The organism is Nonomuraea sp. MG754425, assembly GCF_021699195.1.
In the GTDB taxonomy this organism is placed as follows: domain Bacteria; phylum Actinomycetota; class Actinomycetes; order Streptosporangiales; family Streptosporangiaceae; genus Nonomuraea.
On sequence record NZ_SSXE01000081.1, the window covers coordinates 1 to 19,333 of the forward strand.

Consider the following 19,333-nt stretch of genomic DNA (forward strand, 5'->3'; position numbering starts at 1 on the left):
GCCCCAACGCCAACCCCAACCCCGACACCGACACCGACACCGACGAGCAGCCAGACGGGCGGCTCGGGTCTCAGGACGCAACCCGGTTCGGCTGGGGACAGGGGCAGGCGCCAGACCCGATCCCCCGGGCCGTGATTCGATTCGCCGACCCGGCCAGGAAGGCCGGGATCAGGCCGTTGGACCGCGCCCGGGTGCCGGCACTGAGCGCCCCGGCCGCCGGGTCAACGAACCGTCACGCCCTCGGACGGTCGCCCGGGGAGCGGGCAGCGGCACGATCTCGCGCTCGTAATAGGCCCGGAACTCCTCTCCCCCGGCATAGAGCTTGTCGAGCTCACCCCGGCAGGCGGCGATCACTTCCCGATCGTCGATCCGCCGCGCCCCGCTGTGCGTGCCCGAGTCGTCGTAGGTCACCTCGTACATCGCCACTGTCCCGAGCACGACCAACTCGGGCAGCCGCCGACCGACCTCGATCTCGGCCACCTCGCCCGCGTCGAGCACCCGCACCTGCTCCACGCTCGCCGCCCGCAGCGCCAGTACGTGCATCTCCCACTGCAGGTACGGCGTCACCGGCTGCTCGACGATCCTGATCCGCCGCCGGGGGAAACGCTTGGCCGCCCGCTCGTGCTCGTGCCACACCCCGCGCCCGTCGTCGATGAGCTTGAGCGAGCGCTCCCAGTCGCCCTCCATCATCGCGACCCAGCTCGGCTCGCCCGCCTCCTGGAAACTCTGGATGCGTTCGAGCTTCCAGAGGACGTCGTCGATCCGGTGGAAGTTGGGCCAGAAGTCGTCGAGATACTCATCCGCACTCAGCAGAACGCCCGGTATCTCCCGAATGCGCTCCAGCATCAGGCACATCCCTCTTGCCGAAGGCAGCCTGCCCCGCAGGACCACCACCAGGCGTTCAGCGCGGCCGGTCAACACCGCCGACGATGATCGCCACCTGCACTCTCCGGTCAAGTCCCTGACTATCACCACGAAGTCGCTGTGTCGAGTTTCCGCAGGTCAGCGCGGGCGGGTCGAGCCCGTCGATCAGCCACCACCTCCCGGCGACCACGACCGCTCACCGCCCCGGCTCGCCCCCGCCACACCGCCAATCGCTGGGCCCGTCGCTGAGCCTGTCACTGGGCCCGTCACTGGGCCCGTCACTGGGCCCGTCACTGGGCCCGTCGCCGAGCGTCCGTGCGGGTGCCCCTGCCAGAGCCCGGCCCCGGGTGTCCGCGCGGCCGGGCGTCGAGGACCCGGCCGATGGACGAGATACCGCTCCAGCACCGGCCGCCATCGGTTGGCGGGCAGGCCCCGCAGGGCGGCGACGGCGAGGCAGTACTTGCTCACGCTGACCGGCCGCACCCCCAGCCCGCGCAGGACCCTGTCGACCAGCGCCCGCCCGTCGGCCGACTTCGACTCCAGCAGCACCAGGTCTCCCCTGGCCGGGACGACCCGCTCCCCCTCGCGGAACAGCAGCCCGGTGTCGCAGGTGACCCGGGCCGAGCCGGAGCGGTCGATGAGCGTCACCCGCCGGTAGTCGGTGGCCAGCACCGGCTCCAGGGTCTCGGGCGCGACGATGCGCAGCTCGCTCAGCAGCGTGTCGCGCACGAAGTCGAGGGCCCGGCTCGTGAGCGCATGGCACGGCACGTCGTCGTAGGGGATGCGGTGCTTGTCCGTGCTGCCCCGCGCGCCGTTGAGCTTGAGCTCCAGCCACTGGCCACCCCCGTCGAGGTAGGTGCGCGTGCGCAGCTTGAACCTGCGCCGCCGGTCCTGCCGATGCTGGTGGTAGGTGAGCAGGCCGGGGGTGTCGAAGTAGGTGGAGGTGTAGCGGAACTGCCGCCGCCCCCCGATCCGCAGCGCGTGGAAGCGGTCACCCAGCTCCGCCGCCAGCCGCGCCATGGTCGAGGCGGTCAGGATGTACTTGCGGTCGACCCGGCTCATCAGCTCCGGCACGTCGTCGAGCCCGATCGCCGGCATCGTGGCGGCGGCCCCCGCGAGCAGCGCGTCCGCGTACAGCTCAGCCATCGACGGCCCCCTTCCCCGACGACACCGGTCTCCTCGGCGTGTTCCCGGCGTAGACCCTCATCGCGCACCCACCCTCGAGTTCGGCACCATGTAGCGGACGTCCACCACCGTCACATCCCGTACGTAGTCCACCTGTGTGACCTCGCACTGCAGCACCCGCGCCCGCAGCCGGCTCTCCAGATCGACCTTCAGCGCCTCCGGGTCGGCGTGCACCACGTCGAGCGTCACGACCTGATGGCGGGTACGCCCCAGCAGGCTCTGGTGGTCGGCGATCCACATCACGGTCAGCAGCACGGCGTTCAGCGCGAGCGCTGTCAGCGGCCACATGCCGGCGATGCCGTTGACCAGGCCCAGCACGAGCGCGACGAAGTAGTAGGCGATCTCCTGCTGGGTGATCTCGCTGGACCGCAGCCGGATGATCGACAGCACGCCGAACAGCCCGAACCCGACGGCGATGTCGATCCGCTGCACCAGCAGCAGCGACACGACCGCGAAGATGCCCACGTTGAGCGCGATGTAGGCGAACAGCAGATCACGCCGGTGGTGGCGCCGATAGTAGAGCCCGTAGGCGAGCACGACGATCGACACGACGTCCATCATGAGTCCGGTTGCCACAACCGCTCCCTCCGTAGCGTTCCTGATGAACAGCCTGGCGGTGGGGCGTGAAGCGACCGTGAGCTGATGATTAGGCGACTCTCATGCGGTAACCGGTGCCGCGGACGGTCTCGATGCGGTCGGCGCCGATCTTGCGCCGCAGGTAGCGCACGTAGACGTCCACCACGTTGGAGCCGGGGTCGAAGTCGAACCCCCACACGTGGCTGAGGAGCTGCTCTCTCGTCAGCACCTGGTCGGGGTGCCGGCAGAAGATCTCCGCCAGCGCGAACTCCCTGGTGGACAGGTCGACCGCGCGCTCCCCGACGTAGACCCGCCGCGTACGCAGGTCGAGCGACAGGTCGGACACCCGCAGCACGGTCACCTCCGGCGTGCGGTCGGCCCGCAGCCGCAGCCGCACCCGGGCGAGGAGCTCCTCGAAGGCGAAGGGCTTGGCGATGTAGTCGTCGGCCCCGCCCTCCAGCCCCGCCACCGTGTCGCTCACGCTGTCACGCGCGGTCAGAATGATCACCGGGATGGTCACCATGGACTCCCGCAGCCGCCGCAACACCGTGAACCCGTCGCTCAGCGGCAGGCCGATGTCGAGGATGAGCAGGTCGAAGCCGCCCGCCCCGGCCAGGTCGTAGGCCGCGGCCCCGTCTCCCACCACGGCGGTCACGAAGCCGTTGGCCCGCAGGCCCTTCTCCACGAAGGACGCGATGCGGGCTTCGTCCTCGGCGATCAGAATCCGGTTCAACCCAGCCTCCACAACTCCCACAACGGAAGGGACATGACGAAACAGGCCCCTCCCCCGGGAGCCTCCGTAACCTGTACCGTGCCGCCGTGCGCCTGCGCGATGGAACGCACGATGGCCAGGCCGAGACCGGCCCCGTCGTGCGCGCCGGTACGGCCGGCGCCGCGGACGAACCGCCCGAAGATGCGCTCCCGCTCGGCCGGCGCGACCCCGGGACCGCTGTCGCGCACCCACAGCTCGACGCGCCCGTCGCGGACGGCGGAGCCGACGGCGATCAGGTCGTCGTCGGTGGTGTGGCGCACGGCGTTGGCCACGAGCTGCATGAGCGCCTGCGTGAGCCGCTGGCGGTCGGCCGGCAGGCGGGCCTCGGCCACCTCGTCGACCCGCCACTGCCGCTCGCCGAGCGCGCGCGCCTTGGCGACCACGCTGACCGTGAGGTCGGCCAGCTCGACGTTGTCGAGCGCGAGGAAGCCCGGCTGCTCCGCCTTGGCGAGGGTGAGGAGGTCGTCGACGATGCGGTTCATCCGGTCGAGCTCGTCGGTGACCAGGGCGAGGGTCTCGGCCCGGTCGTCGGGATCGTCGCCCATCAGCTCCAGGTGGCCGCGCACGACCGTGATCGGGGTGCGCAGCTCGTGACCGGCGTCGTCCATGAAGTGGCGCTGCACGACGAATGCCTGTTCGAGCCGGTCGAGCATGTGGTTGAAGGTGGACGCCAGCGCGGCCACGTCGTCGTCGCCCGGCACGTCGAGCCGGCGGGTGAGGTCGCTGGAGTCGCTGATCTGCTCGGCCGTCTGGCGGACGAGCCGCACCGGCGCCAGCACCTGCCCCGCCACGAACCAGCCGGCCGCCCCCGCCAGCGTGAGCGCCGCCAGCGCGGACAGCCCGAGCACGCCCACCGCGTCGACGATCTCGGCGCGATGCAGGTCGTAGAAGTGCGCCACGACGAAATGCCCGCGCCGGGTGTCGCCGGCCACGCTCACCGGGATCACCGCGTAGTGGACCGTTCCCCGCGCGGTCTCCATCTCGTGCCGCTCGACCTTGGACGCCCCGGCCATCCGGGCGACCAGCGCGTCATCGGTGTCGAGGCGTACGGGCGGCGGAATCGCGGTGATCTTGTGGGCCTTGCCGTCGATGATGCTGAAGAAGGTCTCCCACCGGTCGGGCGCGTTGAGCTGGAGGTAGCCGACCAGCAGGTTCTCGAGGTCGATGAGCGGCTTGCCGGCCTGCTGGTCGAGGGCGGAGCCGGCGTAGCGGCGCAGCTTCTCGACCTCGTTGCCCAGCTCCAGCTCCATCCGGTGGTCGAGCCGGGTGAGCAGGGTGGACCAGGTCACGGACACGGCGACGCCCAGGGCGAGACCGACGACGGCGAGCATCCAGCCCACGATCCGGGCGCGGGCGCTCAGCCGCATGTGCTCTCCCCATCAGTCGTCGCCGTCATCTTCGCCATCATCGTCGTCGCCGCCGTCGTCGTCGCCCCCCGGGCTGGGCGGGGGCGGCTGCACCGGCTCGGCCTTCGCCCGGCGCGGCGTCGGCCGCAGGTCGCTCCCGGTGGGCCCGGAAGCGGGCCCGGAAGCGGATTCGGAGGCGCGCCCCCCACCGGACGGGGACGACGACGGCACGGCTGAGGGCGCGGGCGAGCGCGTGAACGAGGACGAGGACGAGGACGACGGCGAGACCACGACGGGCCCGCCGAGATCGAGCTCCTCGTCGGCCGCCCGCACCAGCCCCACCGAGATGACCCCGGCCGCCATCACTCCCAGGGTGAGGAGGAGCATCGTTCCCCGAAGTTTCATGGACCCGACTCTGACGCCCTTCGAGGAGACCACGCTGAAGCACAGATGAGAAACCTCTCATCTGCCTGCCGTCGCCCGCACGAGAACCTCGTTACCGGCGTGACTTCTGGGGCGTTTGAGGCGTGGAATCACGGTTAAGTCTTCGAGGGATGAACCTGTGGGAGTACGTCAAGGATCGATGGGACCTCATCGCCTTCGAAGCGGCGCAGCACGCCAGCATGGTCGCCCAGTGTGTCCTGGTCGCGGCCGTCCTCGGCGTGCTCATCGGCGTCGCCACCTACCGCAGCCCGCGCACGTCCGCCTTCGCCACGGCCACCGCGGGGGTGCTGTTCACGATCCCGTCGCTGGCGCTGCTCGGCCTGCTGATCCCACCGCTCGGCCTGGGGGTGGCGCCGAGCGTGACCGCGATCGTCGTGTACGCGCTGCTGCCCATCATCCGCAACACCGTCGTCGGCCTGCGCGGCGTCGATCCGCTGCTGGTGGACGCCGCCCGCGGCATCGGCATGAGCCGCCGCAGATCGCTCACCAGGGTCGAACTCCCGCTGGCCTGGCCCGTGATCCTGACCGGCATCCGGGTCGCCACCCAGCTCGCGATGGGCATCGGCGCCGTGGCCGCGTACGTGTCGGGCCCCGGCCTGGGTGAGCAGATCTTCTCGGGGCTGGCCAGGCTGGGCGGTGCGAACGCGGTCAACTCAGCGCTGACCGGCACGATCGGGGTGGCGATCCTCGCGCTCCTCTTCGACGGCTGCCTGGTCCTGCTCGGCCGGCTCACCACTCCGGGAACGCGGGCCGCCCGTGGCTGACCAGGTAACCGGCGGGGTGCCGATCGAGCTGCGGAAGGTGACCAAGTCCTTCCCCGGCGGCGGCGAGCCCGCCGTCCGAGAGCTGGACCTGAGCATCCCGGCGGGTGAGATCGTGGTCCTGCTCGGCCCGTCCGGCTGCGGCAAGACGACCACCATGCGGATGATCAACCGCCTGATCGAGCCGACCGCCGGCGACATCCTCATCGGCGGCCAGAACTCCCGCGACATCGACCCCGACCGCCTGCGCAGGCACATCGGGTACGTCATCCAGCAGGCCGGCCTGTTCCCCCACATGACGGTGGCCGCCAACGTCGCCCAGGTGCCGAAGATGCTCGGCTGGGGCCGCGAGCGCGTCGCCGAGCGCGTGGACGAACTGCTCACGCTGGTCGGCCTGGAGCCGCAGACGTTCCGCGACAGCTATCCGCGCCAGCTCTCCGGCGGCCAGCAACAGCGGGTCGGCGTGGCCAGGGCCCTGGCGGCCGACCCGCCCGTGCTGCTCATGGACGAGCCGTTCGGCGCCCTCGACCCCATCAGCCGCGAACGCATCCAGGACGAACTGCTCCGCCTCCAGGAAGAACTGGCCAAGACCATCGTCTTCGTCACGCACGACGTGGACGAGGCGCTCAAGATCGGCGACCACATCGCGGTCATGCAGCGTCCCGGGCACATCGTGCAGTACGCCAGACCGGCCGAGATCCTCACGAACCCGGCCAGCGACTACGTCGAGCAGTTCCTGGGCGGCGGCTCCTCGATGCGGCTGCTGCGCCTGACCCAGGTGGGCGACATCGAGCTCGACCGGGTGCCGTCCGCCTCGGAGGACATGGACGCGCGCGACCTGCTGCGCGAGGTCGAGCTCGACGGCCGCGGCTACGCCCTGGTCCTCGACGGGATGCGCCGCCCGCTCAGGTGGCTGGCCCAGACCGACCTCGAAACGCTGAACGGCCCGGTCGGCACCGCCGGCGCCCCCGTCACCAGCACGATCGGCCACCGCATGACCCTCCAGGACGCCCTGGAGACGCTGCTCAACAGCGACACCGACATCGTGCCCGTGCTCGGCAGGCGGCGGGCGTACGCGGGGGCGCTGTCGCTGGCGACGGTGCAGAACGCGATCCAGTCGATCAAGGCGCGCGAGCGGGAGCGCCGCCTGCGCAGGGGCGAGGCCCGGTGACGGTCGAGAGCGCGGCGGCCAAGGAGGCCACCGTCCCGGAGCCGCGGATCGGGCGGTCGTGGCGGGTGATCGTGCCGCCGCTGTGCTACCTCGCCGTGGCCGTGGCGATGGTGGCCTACACGCAGATCGTGCCGCTCGACAGCATCGAACGCGGCTCGCTCAACCTGCCGTACCTGCTCAGGCGCACGTGGCAGCACATCGAGCTGGTGTTCTTCTCGACCGTGCTGGTGCTGGCGGTGGCGCTGCCGCTGGGCGTGCTGCTCACGCGGCGCGGGCTGCGCCGGGCCACGCCGATCGTGCTGGGCCTGGTCAACCTGGGTCAGGCCACCCCGGCGGTGGGCCTGGTGGTGCTGCTGGCGGTGCTGTTCCAGATCGGCTTCTGGACGGCGGTGGCGGCGCTGTTCGCCTACAGCCTGCTGCCGACGCTGCGTAACACGATGGTGGGGATCGAGCAGGTGGACCCGCGGCTGGTGGACGCCGGGCGCGGCATCGGCATGTCGGCGGCCGGGGTGCTGTTCAAGGTCGAGCTGCCGATGGCGGCGCCGGTCATCCTGTCCGGCGTGCGGACCACGCTGGTGCTGAACGTGGGCACGGCGGGCATCGCGGCGTTCATCGGGTCCGGCGGTCTCGGCGATCTCATCACCACGGGCGTCAGCACGCAGCGCAACCTGGTCCTGATCACGGGATGCGTGCTGATCGCGGTGCTGGCCCTGCTCATCGACTGGCTGGCCGGGCTCGCGCAGCGCGTCCTGTCGCCGAAAGGGCTGGCGTGAGGCCGCTCGCGGCGATGCTGCTGCTCGTCGCCGTCGTGGCGTGCGGGCTGCAGCCGGCGTCGTCGTTCGTGCCGCCGGTGGAGCCGGGCAGCATCCGGCCGGTGCCGTCGCTGGAGGGCGCGGAAGTGCGGGTGACCTCGAAGGAGTTCACGGAGCAGCTCGTGCTCGGGAAGATCGCCGTGCTCGCCCTCGCGGCGGCCGGCGCGGACGTGCGCGACCAGACGAACGTACAGGGCAGCGTGAACGCCCGAGCCTCGCTGACCAGGGGCGACGCCGACCTCATGTGGGAGTACACCGGCACCGCCTGGATCACCTATCTCGGCCAGACCCGGCCGATCCCGGACGCCATGCGACTCTACGAGGCCGTACGCGACCTCGACCTGCGCGAGAACGGCATCGTCTGGCTGCCGCCGGCCCCGCTGAACAACACGTACGCGATCGCCGCCACCCGCGCCACCGCCGAGGAGTACGGCCTGACGAAGATCTCGGACATGACGAAGATCCCCGTGGCGCGGCGCACGTACTGCGTCGACCACGAGGCGTTCGGCCGGGAGGACGGCTTCCTCGGCATGCTCAGGGGCTACGGCCTGACCTACGGCGAGGACGTCCCGAGAGGCAACGTGCGTCAGGTGTCGGTCGGCATCCTGTACAACTCGGTCGCCAGCGGGCAGTGCGCCATGGGCCTGGTCAGCTCGACCGACGGCCGGGTCAAGGCGCTCGACCTGGTGCTGCTGGAGGACGACCGGCACTTCTTCCCGCTGTACAACGCGGCCGTGACGATGCGTCTCCCGATCGCGCGGGCGCACCCGGAGATCGCCCGGATCTTCGCGCCCATCACCGCCAGGCTGACCAACGACGTGATGCGCGACCTCAACGCCCGCGTGGACGTGGACGGCGACGTGCCCGTGCTGGTCGCCCGCGACTGGCTCAGGTCACAGGGTTTCGTGAAGTGACCGGCGGGCGGCTCGCCCGGTAAACCTCGGCACAAGGCACGTCCTCCGTCGCGCAAAGCCCCACCCGGACGGTCGGCGGCCACGACGGCCGGCGACGGTCGCGGCCGGGCCCGGGAGGTTTGGCGATCGCCGTCAGCGGTACGGTCCCCATCAGGGGGAACATGAAGAGATTCGCCGCTGTCGCAGGACTACTCGTCGTGATGGCCATCCCCGGCGCCACCGCCGCCGCCGGAGACGGCATGGAACGCCACGAAGTGAGCCAGGAGCAGTACGACACTCTGATCGCCCAATGCCGCTTCTCCGACCTGGGGAAGGCGAAGTGCCGCGCGGCCGTCAAACGTATGTACCGCATCGGCCAGGCCGACCTGACACTCGACTGCCGGACCTACTCCGGCATCACCGTCTGCGGCACGCTGCAGCTCAGCAAGTCCGAGCGCTCGTGCATCCGCCACTCCGAGCAGGAGGGAATACCCTTCCGCCGCGCCGAGGTGGAGTGTTACGCGCTGTCATGATCATCGTTGGTGTGGACGGTTCCCGCACCGGGCTGGAGGCCGCGGGCTGGGCCGCCGCGGAGGCGGCTCTGCGTCAGGTGCCGCTGACCGTGGCGCACGCCGTCCCGAAGTGGATCTGTGAGGAAGGCGCCGTCCGTTACGCCGAGGTGGCCCGATGGCTGCGCGACGGCGCCGACACCGTGCTGACCGCCGCCTGCGACCGCGCGCGCCGAGTGTGGCCGCAGGTGCGGCTGGAGAGCGTGCTGCTGCCGGGCGACCCCCGCTCGGCCCTGGTCAAGGCATCCGAGGCGGCCGAACTCCTGGTGGTGGGCAGCCGCGGGATCGGCGGGGTGCGCGGGCTGCTCGTCGGCTCGGTCGCGTACGGGGTGGCGGCGCACGCGCGTACGAACGTGGTGCTGATCCACGAGGCGCCCGCCGCGCCGCGCGGTGAGATCGTGATCGGGACCGACGGCTCGCCTGGCGCCTGCCACGCCCTCGACGTCGCCTTCGCCGAGGCCGAGTTGCGCGGCTCGCGGCTGCGTGCCGTACAGGCGTGGGCCTGGCCCCACCTCGGCGGCTTCGAGCCGGCCTCCCGCGAGAGCGAGCAGGACACCCTGCGCGCCCTGAAGGTGTCGCTGGCCGGGCACCGCGACCGGCATCCCGGCGTGGACGTCGTCGCCGAGGTCGTGCACGGGCACCCGGTCGAGGTGCTCAGGGAGGCTGCCGCGGACGCCGACCTGCTGGTGGTGGGGTCGCGCGGGCACGGGCAACTCGCGGGCATGCTCATCGGCTCGATCAGTCAGGCCCTGCTGCACCACGCCCCCTGCCCGCTGGCGGTGGTGCGCGGCCGGGCCGCCTGAAACTTACATCCGTCGCCGCAGGTTGGAGCCCTCGCGGTGATCGCCGCCTTCCCGCCCGCGGCCGCCGATCCTACGATCTGCGCAGGCTTACGACGGGAGAGCACACGATGCGCAGCAAGATCGGCTCCGTGCTGGCCGCGATGGTGGCGCTGGCCGCCGCGGTGCTGTTCGCCACCACCGCCACGGCGAGCGCCGCGCCCATCAAGATCATGCCGTTGGGCGACTCGATCACCGGTTCCCCCGGCTGCTGGCGGGCCCTGCTCTGGAACCGCCTGCAGACCGCCGGGCACACCGGCATCGACTTCGTCGGCACCCTCCCGCCGCAGGGGTGCGGGGTGTCGTACGACGGCGACAACGAGGGGCACGGCGGCTACCTGGCCACCAACGTGGCCAACCAGGGCCTGCTGCCCGGCTGGTTGTCCGCCACCCAGCCCGACATCGTGCTCATGCACTTCGGCACCAACGACGTGTGGAGCAACATCGCCCCGGCGACGATCCTCGGTGCGTTCACCACGCTGGTGAACCAGATGCGGGCGAGCAACCCCAACATGCGGATCCTCGTCGCCAAGATCATCCCGATGAACCCGTCCACCTGCGCCGACTGCGCCCAGCGCGCCGTGAACTTCAACAACGCCATCCCCGCCTGGGCCGCCTCGACCAGCACCCTCCAGTCGCCGATCACGGTGGTGGACCAGTGGACGGGCTTCAGCACCGGCACCGACACCTACGACGGGGTGCACCCGAACGCCGCCGGCGACCAGAAGATGTCCGACAAGTGGTACCCGGCCCTCGTGGACGCGCTCGGCACCACCCCCACGCCCACCGTCACCACCACCGTCACGCCCCCGCCCGTGGGCGGCTGCACCGCCACGTACACGGTCACGGGGCAGTGGCAGGGCGGCTTCCAGGGTGAGGTCACCGTCAAGAACACCGGCAGCACGGCGAAGTCCGCGTGGACGGTGACCTGGACGTACGCGAACGGCCAGCAGATCAGCCAGCTCTGGGGCGGCACGCTGAGCGCCTCGGGCTCGTCCGTGACGGTGCGGAACGCCTCGTGGAACGGCCAGCTCTCGCCCGGGGCCGCGACCACGTTCGGCTTCCTGGGCTCCTGGAACGGCACGAACACCGTCCCCGTGACGACCTGCGCCTAGCGGCTCCGACCGGGTCGCGGTGCCGGGCCGTCCGACGTCATCGGGCGTCGGACGGCCCGGCCGAAGCTCAGCGGGCCGCCTGCGGGACGGGGTGCCCCTCGCTGGCCTGCACCAGCACGAAGCCCTGCCCCCTGAACGCCAGTTGCATCGCCTCCCCGCTGCCCCGCCCGATCAACGCCCCCACCTTCATCGTCCGGTTGACCCCGACCTGCAGCGACGTGCTCCAGCACACCGCCGCCTGTCCGTCCACGTACGTCGGCATGCGGGCCGCGTCCAGCAGCACCGGTGCGCCGTGCGTGGTCACCGCCACCCACCCGGTGCCCGTCACCGTGGTGTTGAACAGCCCTCCGGCGGCCATCCCGGCCCCCTGGACCCGCTGGATGTCCCAGGTGAGCTGCGGCTGGAAGGCCAGCAGGTTGCGCCCGTTGACCGTGATCCCCTCGTTCTCCAGGAAGAACAGGTGCACGTCGTCCGCGTTGTCGGCCAGGTACAGCAGCCCCTCGCCGCGGACCCGCATCAAGGAGGCGCCCTCACCCGTCAGCGCCTTCTTGAACAACTTCCCGATGCCGCCGGCGCCCTCGTAGTCGAAGTCCATCTGCCCCTGGAAGGCCACCATCGAGCCCTGCTTGGCCAGCACCTCGTGCGGCAACTGCACGCGCAGCAGCTTGTCGTTCTCCAGAGCGAAGCCCGGAGGCAACTGCTGGGGGTCGAGGTTGCCGAAAACAGAGCTACGCACGTGTCTCACCTTCCTGGATGCTGACGCTCACTCCGGCCGCACGCGAGCCCGCCACCCATGGCCGAGAGCGATATGACCCAATCCAACCAGGTTCGCCACCGCCCCCGCCAGAAACCCCGCTTCCCTGTCCACGTGCCGGGTCCCGGTGGAGCATGCCGACAAGACGTGACATTTCATGCGGTCGGCGCTTCAATTGGCTTCGACCATGGACGATGCCGATGTGACCGTCGAGCGGGTGATCTCGCCGATCCTCGTGGGCCGGGACGCGGAGTTGCGCCGGCTGATGGCGGTGGTGGCGCGTCCCCCGGCCGTGGTCATGATCGAGGGCGAGGCCGGAATCGGCAAGACGCGGCTGGTCGGCGAGCTGGCCGCGGCGGACGAGCTGCGTGACCGCCCGCCGCTCGTCGGCGGCTGCGCGCAGATCCGCGAGCCGTTCCCGCTCGGCCCCGTCATCGAAGCCCTGCGCGGGGCCGCCGCGCGGCTGCCCTCGGGCGACGCGCCGCCCGCCACCGCCGGCGGGCCGGCCGTGACGGGGTTGTCGCCCGTGACCGGCGCCCTGCACCCCCTGCTGCCCGAACTCGCCCATCTGCTTCCGGACGCGCCTAGACCGCTGGACGACCCCGCCGGACTGCGGCACCGCGTGTTCCGTGGGCTCATGGAGCTGATCGGGGCGCTCGGGCCGGTCGTGCTGGTGCTGGAGGACCTGCACTGGGCCGACGAGCAGACGATCGAGTTCCTCGCCTACCTGCTCGCCGACCCGCCGCCGGGGCTCGGGCTCGTCCTCACCTTCCGTGGCGAGGAGGCGGGGCCCGGGCTGCGGGCGCTCACCGCGCGGTTGCGTCCGGGGCTGGCCCACGCCCATCTCGTCCTGGCCCCGCTGGACGCCGCGCACACGAACGAGCTGGCGGCCTCCATCCTGGGGACCGCGCAGGTGTCGGAGGAGTTCGCCGCCTATCTGTGCGAGCGCGCCTCCGGCCTGCCGTACGCCGTCCAGGAGCTCGTCGCGCTGCTGCGTGCCCGGGGCGTGCTGGTCCAGCGCGGCACCCGGTGGGCCCGCAAGACGCTCGACGGGCTGGGCGTCCCCGCCGGGGTGCGGGATTCGGTGCTGGAGCGGGTGCGCCGCATGAGCGCGAACGCCCAGGCGGTCGCGGAGGCCGCGGCGGTGCTGCAGGTGAGCGTGGCGGTGCCGGTGCTCACGGCCACCTGCCGCGTGCCCGAGCGGGACGCCCACGAGGGCCTGGACGAGCTGCTCGACCGCGGTCTGTTCACCGAACGCTCCGGAACGGCGGGCTTCCGGCACGCGCTGGCCGTGCAGGCCGTCTATGGCAGCATCCCGCTGTCGAGGCGGCAGGACCTGCACGCCCGCGCGGCCACGGCCGTGTCCGGGCAACGTCCCACGCCGCTGGGCCAGATCGCCCACCACCACCGCCACGCCGGCCATCACGACGCCTGGGTGGACGCCGCGGAGCAGGCCGCCGACCAGGCCGTGGCCCTGGCCAACGACGCCGAGGCCGAACGCCTCCTCGCCGCGGTGCTCCGGCACGAGCCCCTCGCCCCGTCCGGGCTGACGTCCCTCGATCCCGTACGGGAGGGCAGGCTCGCGGCGAAGCTGGGCTGGGCCGGCGGCCACGCGCTGGGCGGCGACGAACTCGTCGCCCTGCTGCGCCGCGCCGCGGAGCGGCAGCCGCCCGGACCGGTTCGCGGCGAGCTGAACTACCTCATCGGCGTGAAGCTCGAGGCCGCGGGCGCACCCCCGGAGGCGGCCCGCAGAGCCATGACGGACGCCGTCGCCGACCTCGGGGACCGGCCGGTTCTCGCCGCCTACGCGATGGTGGGCCTGGGCATGCCGCGAAGCCCCGGCATCCCACTCGCCGAGCACCTCCACTGGCTCGACCGGGCCCTCGACCGGCTCCCCGAGATCGCCGAGCCCGAGCGGCACAGCTCCGTCCTCGGCAAGGTCGCCATGGTGCTGACCCTCGTCGGCGACCCCCGTGCGGCGGGCCTGACCGAGCAGGTCGTGACGCGGACCGGGGGCCGTCCGGCCAACCGGTGGGAGGCGGTCGCCTACGAGTCGATCGGCGAGGTCGCCTGCCTGGCCGGACGGCACGACGACGCCCGCCGTCTGCTGGACGCCGCGCTGCACGAGGCGGCCGAGCACGACGTCACGGGCCTGCTCGAATTCAGGTGCCGGTTGAACCTGGCGACCCTGGCCTACTGCCGGGGTCCGTGGGACGGGCTGGAGGACGAGCTCGACGCCTCGCTCGCGCGCTTCGCCGACCTGCGCAGCTACCGGCTCACGGCGGAGACCGTGGCCGCCTGCCTGGCGCTGGCGCGCGGGCACGGCGACGCCGTCCGCCTCGACGACCTGGTGCGCGAGAACCTGACGACGGGCGCCGCCGACGTGCTCCCGCTCCCGGTCAGCGCCCTGCTCAGGCTGGCCGGCACCCAGGACCGCGCGGAGGAGGCCGTGGCGCGCACCGCCGAGGCGTTTCGGCTGTGGGCGGCCAAGGGGCTGTGGCCGGTGGGCGTGCGCGCCGTCCCCGCCCTGGCCGAAGCCCTGGTCGGGCTGGGCAGGGGCGACGAGGCCGGGGACCTGGTGACGCGCCTCGAACGCGAGCTCGCCGGGCTGGACGCGCCGCTCGCGCGGGCGGCGCTCGACCATGCCGGGGGCTTCCTGACGTCCGACGCCGCCCGCTTCACGGCCGCCGCCACCGCCTACGACCGGCTGCCCGCGCCGTACGAGGCCGCGCAGGCCCGCGAGCAGGCCGCGGCGCGCCTGCTCGCGGCCGGTGCCGAGCAGGGGGTGCCGGTGCTGGAGGCCGCTCTGCACACGTACGGCACGCTGGGCGCGAGCTGGGACCTCGATCGGGCCGTCCAACTGGGCCGGCGATGGGGGCTGTCCCTGCCGGCCAGGCATCGTGGCGGCCCACGCGGCTACGGCTCCGCGCTCTCCCCCAGGGAACACGCCGTGGCCAGGCTGGCCGCCGCCGGGCTGACCAACAAGGAGATCGCCAAGGAGCTGTTCATCTCGGCCAAGACCGTGGACAAGCACCTGGGTTCCGCCATGCGCAAGCTGGGCCTGCGCTCCCGTGCCGGGCTGGCCCGCCGTCTCGACGCCTGACTAATGGGGCGTTTGCCCCATGGATAGCCATCTGCGGCTCCTGTGATCCTTGGCGCATGTCCGAAGTGAGCGATCCGGCGGACGAGCCCGACCTCGATCCCGAAGACCCCGAAGACCCCGAAGGCCCTGAAGGCCCTGAAGGCCCCCAAGACCCCGACCCCGAAGAGGGCTGGGTCGACGTATGAGCAGAGAGGTGCACCGCCCGATGCGGAGAGTCTTGACCGGCGCGGCCGTCGCGGCGCTGGCAGCGGGGTTACTGACCCCGGCGACGGCCCAGGCGGCCGAGGACGACGGCGCCGTCGTCACCCTGCCAGGAGCCGAAGGCCAGTGGAACCTCACCCTGATCACCGGCGACACCGTCCGTCTCACCAGGGACGGCAGCGGACGCTACACCGCCACCCCCGAGGCCGCCCGCCGCCCCGACGGCCACACGCCGCTGTTCCGCAGCGAGGCGGGGCCGGAGGGCGTCTTCGTCATCCCCGACGACGCCCAGCCCGCCCTCGACGCGGGCCTCCTGGACCGCAGGCTGTTCGACGTGCGCTACCTGGCCGACAACGGCTACGCCGACGGGATGGCCGACCGGCTGCCGCTGATCGTCCAGTACCGGGGTGACGCCCCGAAGACCACCGCGCAGGCCCTGCCGGCGAGCACCGCCACCCGGTCGCTGCCCAGCATCCACGGCGCCGCGCTGACGGTGGACAAGGCGAAGGCGGACGACTTCTGGTCCACCCTGCGCGGTCAGCGCGCGACCGCGGGCAGAGCCGCGCTGACCGGCGGCGTCGGCAAGGTCTGGCTGGACGCGAGGGTCAAGGCCGACCTCGCCGAGAGCGTGCCGCTGATCGGCGCCCCCCAGGCGTGGAAAGCCGGCTTCGACGGCTCCGGCACCACGGTCGCCGTCCTGGACACCGGTGTGGACGCCGCCCACCCCGACCTGGCCGGCCGGATCGCCGACAGCCGCAGCTTCGTCGCGGGACAGGAGGTGACCGACGGCCACGGGCACGGCACTCACGTCGCGGCCACGGTGGCGGGCTCGGGCGCGGGCTCCGAGGGCGCGCGCAAGGGCGTCGCCCCCGGCGCCAGGCTGGTCATCGGCAAGGTGCTCGCCGACTCGGGCTCGGGCAGCAGCTCCGACATCATCGCCGGCATGGAGTGGGCCGCCACCGAGGCCAAGGCGAAGATCGTCTCGATGAGCCTCGGCGGCTCACCCACCGACGGCACCGACCCGCTGTCCCAGGCCGTGGACGACCTCAGCGCCTCGACGGGCGCGCTGTTCGTGATCGCCGCGGGCAACACCGGGCCGGACAAGGAGACCATCGGCACGCCCGGCGCCGCCGCGTCCGCGCTGACGGTGGCCGCCACCGACAAGACCGACCGGCTCGCGGACTTCTCCAGCCGCGGGCCGCGGGTCATCGACGGCGCCCTCAAACCGGACATCGCCGCCCCGGGCGTGGCCATCATCGCCGCCCGTGCCGCCGGCACCTCGCTGGGCAGCCCGGTCGACAACCTCTACACCAGCCTGAACGGCACCTCGATGGCCACCCCGCACGTCGCGGGCGCCGCCGCGCTCCTGGCCCAGAAGCATCCCGGCTGGACCGGTCAGCGGCTCAAGGCCGCGCTGATGTCGACCGTCAAGGACACCGGCTACACCGCGTACGAGCAGGGCGCCGGCCGGGTGGACGTGGCCAGGGCCACCTCACAGGAGGTCGTCGCCACCACGCCGAACGTCGACTACGGCCTCATCCCGGTCGACGCGAACGACGCCGTGCAGCGGACCGTCACCTACGCCAACGACGGCGCCGCCGAGGTGACGCTCACTCTCGACGCCACCATGGGCGCGGCCGCGGACGCGCTGACGCTGAGCGCGCCGACGGTGACCGTCCCCGCCGGCGGCACCGCCTCCGTCACCGTCACCCTGCGCCCGGACGGCCTGGCCAAGGGCGGCTACAGCGGCGCCGTGGTGGCCACCGGACCCTCCGGCGCGCTCGTCAGGACCGTGGTGGGGTTGCGCCGCGGGCCGAAGAAGGTGCCGCTGACCGTGCACGTCGTCAACAGGCACGGCGACGCGCCGCAGTCGCAGGAGTTCTGGGTGTCCGCGGGCGCGGTGGACGTCCCCGACACCCACGGCGCCGGCGGTCGTGAGTACGTCGGCGACGGCACCTACCGCTTCATGGTCGAGCCGGGCACCTACAACGTCCAGTCGGGGGTCCAGCACCAGACGACCGACGGCGGGCCGGGCCCGGTCGTCCTGCTGTACGACCCGGAGACGGTCGTGCCCGAGCAGGGAGCCGAGATCACCCTCGACGCCCGCGACGCCGTACCGCTGCGCTTCGAGACGCCCAAGCCGATCGACTGGCGGCACAGCAGGGGCGCCGTCACCACCGTGCGCACGGCCTGGGACGGCACCCCGCTGTCCTCCGGCTCGATGGGCGCCCTCGGCGCGAACGACTGGTACATCAGCCCCACCAAGAAGGTCACCAAGGGGACGTTCCTGTTCTCGGTCCGGGCCACGGCGGCCAACACGCAACTGGCCGTGCGCGCCGTCTCCCCGCAGAAGTACCCGATCGACGCCAGGACGTACGAGTACTTCGACGGCGGGTTGAGCTTCGACCTCGGCCAGGACACGCCCTTCCCCGCCGGGACCCGGCGCTACGACCTGGTCCACGTCGGCGGCGGCGAGAACCCCGGGGGCGACCTGGGCGGCAAGCTCGCGCTGATGACGATCGACCCGGACGACACGTGCGGCCTCGACCTCAAGCGCGTCGAGGCGCTGAAGGCCGCGGGCGCGGCCGGAATCGTGCTGTTCGCCAACCGCGTGTACCCCGGCTGCCATATCCCCACCTGGCCGGACAACGGCACCGGAGCGCCGGAACTCCCGGTGGCCCAGATCCTCAAGGCCGCCGGCGACAAGCTCCGCGCCCAACTCGCCGACGGCCCGGTGACACTCGAGATCACCAGCAACCCGAAGATCGACTACACCTACCAGTTCCAGGAGTACGAGGACGGCCGCGTCCCCCGCGACCTCACCTACCGCTACACCAACGGCCGCCTGTCGGCCGTGGACACCGCCTACCACACGCCCAAGACCCTCGACCACCAGCTCGAGACCTGGCACAGCTTCAAGCCGCTGGAGCGGATCTCGTTCTCGGCCGCCTTCCACTTCGCCGCCCCCTCCAGGCGCACCGAGTACTTCAGTGGGTTCGCCGCGGACACGCTGCGCAAGGGCACGGTCGGCGGCCCCGCCATCTCGACCTGGGGGCTGGCGACGACCCTGGAGAAGCCCGGCAGGCAGACCCGGCGCTGGGGCACCGGCCCGGCCACCCCGGGCGGCCAGGTGATCCCCGAGGTCCCCGGTGTCCAGTACAAGGTGATGTGCGCCATGTGCCGGCGCGGCGACACGTTCCTGCCCGCCTACACGCTCGTCACCGGCGACGGCCGACTGGGCGCGGAGGGCGCGCAGGCCAACACCAACGCGAAGCTGTTCAGGGACGGCAAGGAGGTCCCGCGCGTCGCCGGCACCCCGATCCCGATGTTCACCCTGCCCAAGGACGAAGGCGTCTACCGGCTCGAACAGAGCGGCCCCGGCACGGTCAACGCCTGGACCTTCCGCTCGAAGGGCATGGACAAGGACACCACCCCGCCCACCACCGCCTGTCACCCGCTGGCCGGCGGGTCCGGCCCGTGCAACCCGCAACCGCTGCTGTTCGTCGGCTACGACCTGCGTGACACCCAGGCCCTGGACAACACCGTGCCCGCCGGAGGCAGGCACACCTTCGAGATCGACGTGTCCCATCCCGCCTCGTCCGAGCGGCTGCCGGCCATCGCGGGGCTGAAGCTCGCCTACAGCACCGACGACGGCCAGACCTGGCAGGACGCCAAGGTCCGCAAGCTCCGCACCGGCGTCTACACCACCACGCTCACCTACCCGCCCCTCGCCCGGACCAAGGGCGCCGTCACCCTCAGGGCCGAGGCCTGGGACACCGCAGGCAACAAGGCCGAACAGACCACCACCCGCGCCTTCCCCCTGCGCTGACCCCCTCTCAGAGAAAACCCCGCCGCCCGAACCACGGGCGGCGGGTTCGGCGCCGGGCAGAGGAACAGCCCCGTACGGCCCTCAATGACTCACTCTTCT

At 72.1% G+C, this 19,333-nt stretch carries 17 protein-coding genes; 10 read left to right on the forward strand and 7 right to left on the reverse strand.

Features of this window, described 5'->3' with window-relative positions:
- Positions 1-168: 168 nt before the first annotated feature.
- The 6 genes from FAF44_RS26520 to FAF44_RS26545 form a co-directional block, all read right to left on the reverse strand.
- On the reverse strand, positions 169-846 hold the full coding sequence (locus FAF44_RS26520) for a DUF6879 family protein (RefSeq protein ID WP_237105979.1): 678 nt from the start codon (positions 844-846) through the stop codon (positions 169-171).
- Between the two features lie 183 nt (positions 847-1,029).
- Positions 1,030-2,010 carry a polyphosphate polymerase domain-containing protein gene (locus FAF44_RS26525; protein ID WP_237105980.1) on the reverse strand — a complete coding sequence of 327 codons (981 nt, stop codon included), beginning with the start codon at positions 2,008-2,010 and terminating at the stop codon, positions 1,030-1,032.
- A gap of 57 nt (positions 2,011-2,067) precedes the next feature.
- On the reverse strand, positions 2,068-2,625 hold the full coding sequence (locus FAF44_RS26530; RefSeq protein WP_237105981.1) for a DUF4956 domain-containing protein: 558 nt from the start codon (positions 2,623-2,625) through the stop codon (positions 2,068-2,070).
- A 70-nt stretch (positions 2,626-2,695) separates the two neighbouring features.
- Positions 2,696-3,358, reverse strand: a complete 663-nt coding sequence (locus FAF44_RS26535; RefSeq protein ID WP_237105982.1) for a response regulator transcription factor — start codon at positions 3,356-3,358, stop codon at positions 2,696-2,698.
- Entirely contained in the window at positions 3,355-4,764 is a 1,410-nt protein-coding gene (locus tag FAF44_RS26540; RefSeq protein WP_237105983.1) for a HAMP domain-containing sensor histidine kinase, read from the reverse strand. Before FAF44_RS26540 ends, FAF44_RS26535 begins: the two co-directional genes overlap by 4 nt.
- Before the next feature lie 12 nt (positions 4,765-4,776).
- Entirely contained in the window at positions 4,777-5,148 is a 372-nt protein-coding gene (locus FAF44_RS26545; protein WP_237105984.1) for a hypothetical protein, read from the reverse strand.
- Positions 5,149-5,297: 149 nt separating this feature from the next.
- On the opposite strand from FAF44_RS26545, the gene FAF44_RS26550 reads away from it, so the two are divergent.
- From FAF44_RS26550 to FAF44_RS26580, 7 genes are all read left to right on the forward strand, one after another.
- Entirely contained in the window at positions 5,298-5,951 is a 654-nt protein-coding gene (locus FAF44_RS26550; protein ID WP_237105985.1) for an ABC transporter permease, read from the forward strand.
- Positions 5,944-7,119: an ABC transporter ATP-binding protein gene (locus FAF44_RS26555; RefSeq protein WP_237105986.1), complete on the forward strand. Its 1,176-nt coding sequence runs from the start codon at positions 5,944-5,946 to the stop codon at positions 7,117-7,119. Before FAF44_RS26550 ends, FAF44_RS26555 begins: the two co-directional genes overlap by 8 nt.
- Positions 7,116-7,892 (forward strand): ABC transporter permease, encoded by a 777-nt coding sequence (locus FAF44_RS26560; protein WP_237105987.1) that lies wholly within the window; start codon positions 7,116-7,118, stop codon positions 7,890-7,892. Before FAF44_RS26555 ends, FAF44_RS26560 begins: the two co-directional genes overlap by 4 nt.
- Positions 7,889-8,845, forward strand: coding sequence for a glycine betaine ABC transporter substrate-binding protein (locus tag FAF44_RS26565; RefSeq protein WP_237105988.1), 957 nt, complete (start codon positions 7,889-7,891; stop codon positions 8,843-8,845). The genes FAF44_RS26560 and FAF44_RS26565 overlap by 4 nt, the downstream gene beginning before the upstream one ends.
- 161 nt (positions 8,846-9,006) lie before the next feature.
- Positions 9,007-9,357 carry a hypothetical protein gene (locus FAF44_RS26570; protein ID WP_237105989.1) on the forward strand — a complete coding sequence of 117 codons (351 nt, stop codon included), beginning with the start codon at positions 9,007-9,009 and terminating at the stop codon, positions 9,355-9,357.
- The gene (locus tag FAF44_RS26575) at positions 9,354-10,196 is read left to right on the forward strand and encodes a universal stress protein (protein ID WP_237105990.1); all 843 of its coding nucleotides are present in this window, start codon (positions 9,354-9,356) and stop codon (positions 10,194-10,196) included. The genes FAF44_RS26570 and FAF44_RS26575 overlap by 4 nt, the downstream gene beginning before the upstream one ends.
- Positions 10,197-10,303: 107 nt before the next feature.
- Positions 10,304-11,347, forward strand: a complete 1,044-nt coding sequence (locus tag FAF44_RS26580) for a cellulose binding domain-containing protein (protein WP_237105991.1) — start codon at positions 10,304-10,306, stop codon at positions 11,345-11,347.
- 67 nt (positions 11,348-11,414) lie between these two features.
- On the opposite strand, the gene FAF44_RS26585 is transcribed toward FAF44_RS26580, so the two are convergent.
- Positions 11,415-12,083 (reverse strand): AIM24 family protein, encoded by a 669-nt coding sequence (locus tag FAF44_RS26585; RefSeq protein ID WP_237105992.1) that lies wholly within the window; start codon positions 12,081-12,083, stop codon positions 11,415-11,417.
- Between the two features lie 205 nt (positions 12,084-12,288).
- Here FAF44_RS26585 and FAF44_RS54975 point away from each other — a divergent pair, with 205 nt between their 5' ends.
- Genes FAF44_RS54975 through FAF44_RS26600 form a run of 3 tightly spaced genes read left to right on the forward strand, consistent with a single transcriptional unit; the run spans position 12,289 to position 19,234 of the window.
- On the forward strand, positions 12,289-15,204 hold the full coding sequence (locus FAF44_RS54975; protein WP_272895054.1) for an AAA family ATPase: 2,916 nt from the start codon (positions 12,289-12,291) through the stop codon (positions 15,202-15,204).
- Positions 15,205-15,260: 56 nt separating this feature from the next.
- On the forward strand, positions 15,261-15,389 hold the full coding sequence (locus tag FAF44_RS54980) for a hypothetical protein (protein ID WP_272895055.1): 129 nt from the start codon (positions 15,261-15,263) through the stop codon (positions 15,387-15,389).
- A gap of 20 nt (positions 15,390-15,409) precedes the next feature.
- The gene (locus FAF44_RS26600) at positions 15,410-19,234 is read left to right on the forward strand and encodes a S8 family serine peptidase (protein WP_237105993.1); all 3,825 of its coding nucleotides are present in this window, start codon (positions 15,410-15,412) and stop codon (positions 19,232-19,234) included.
- The last annotated feature ends 99 nt before the right edge of the window (positions 19,235-19,333 follow it).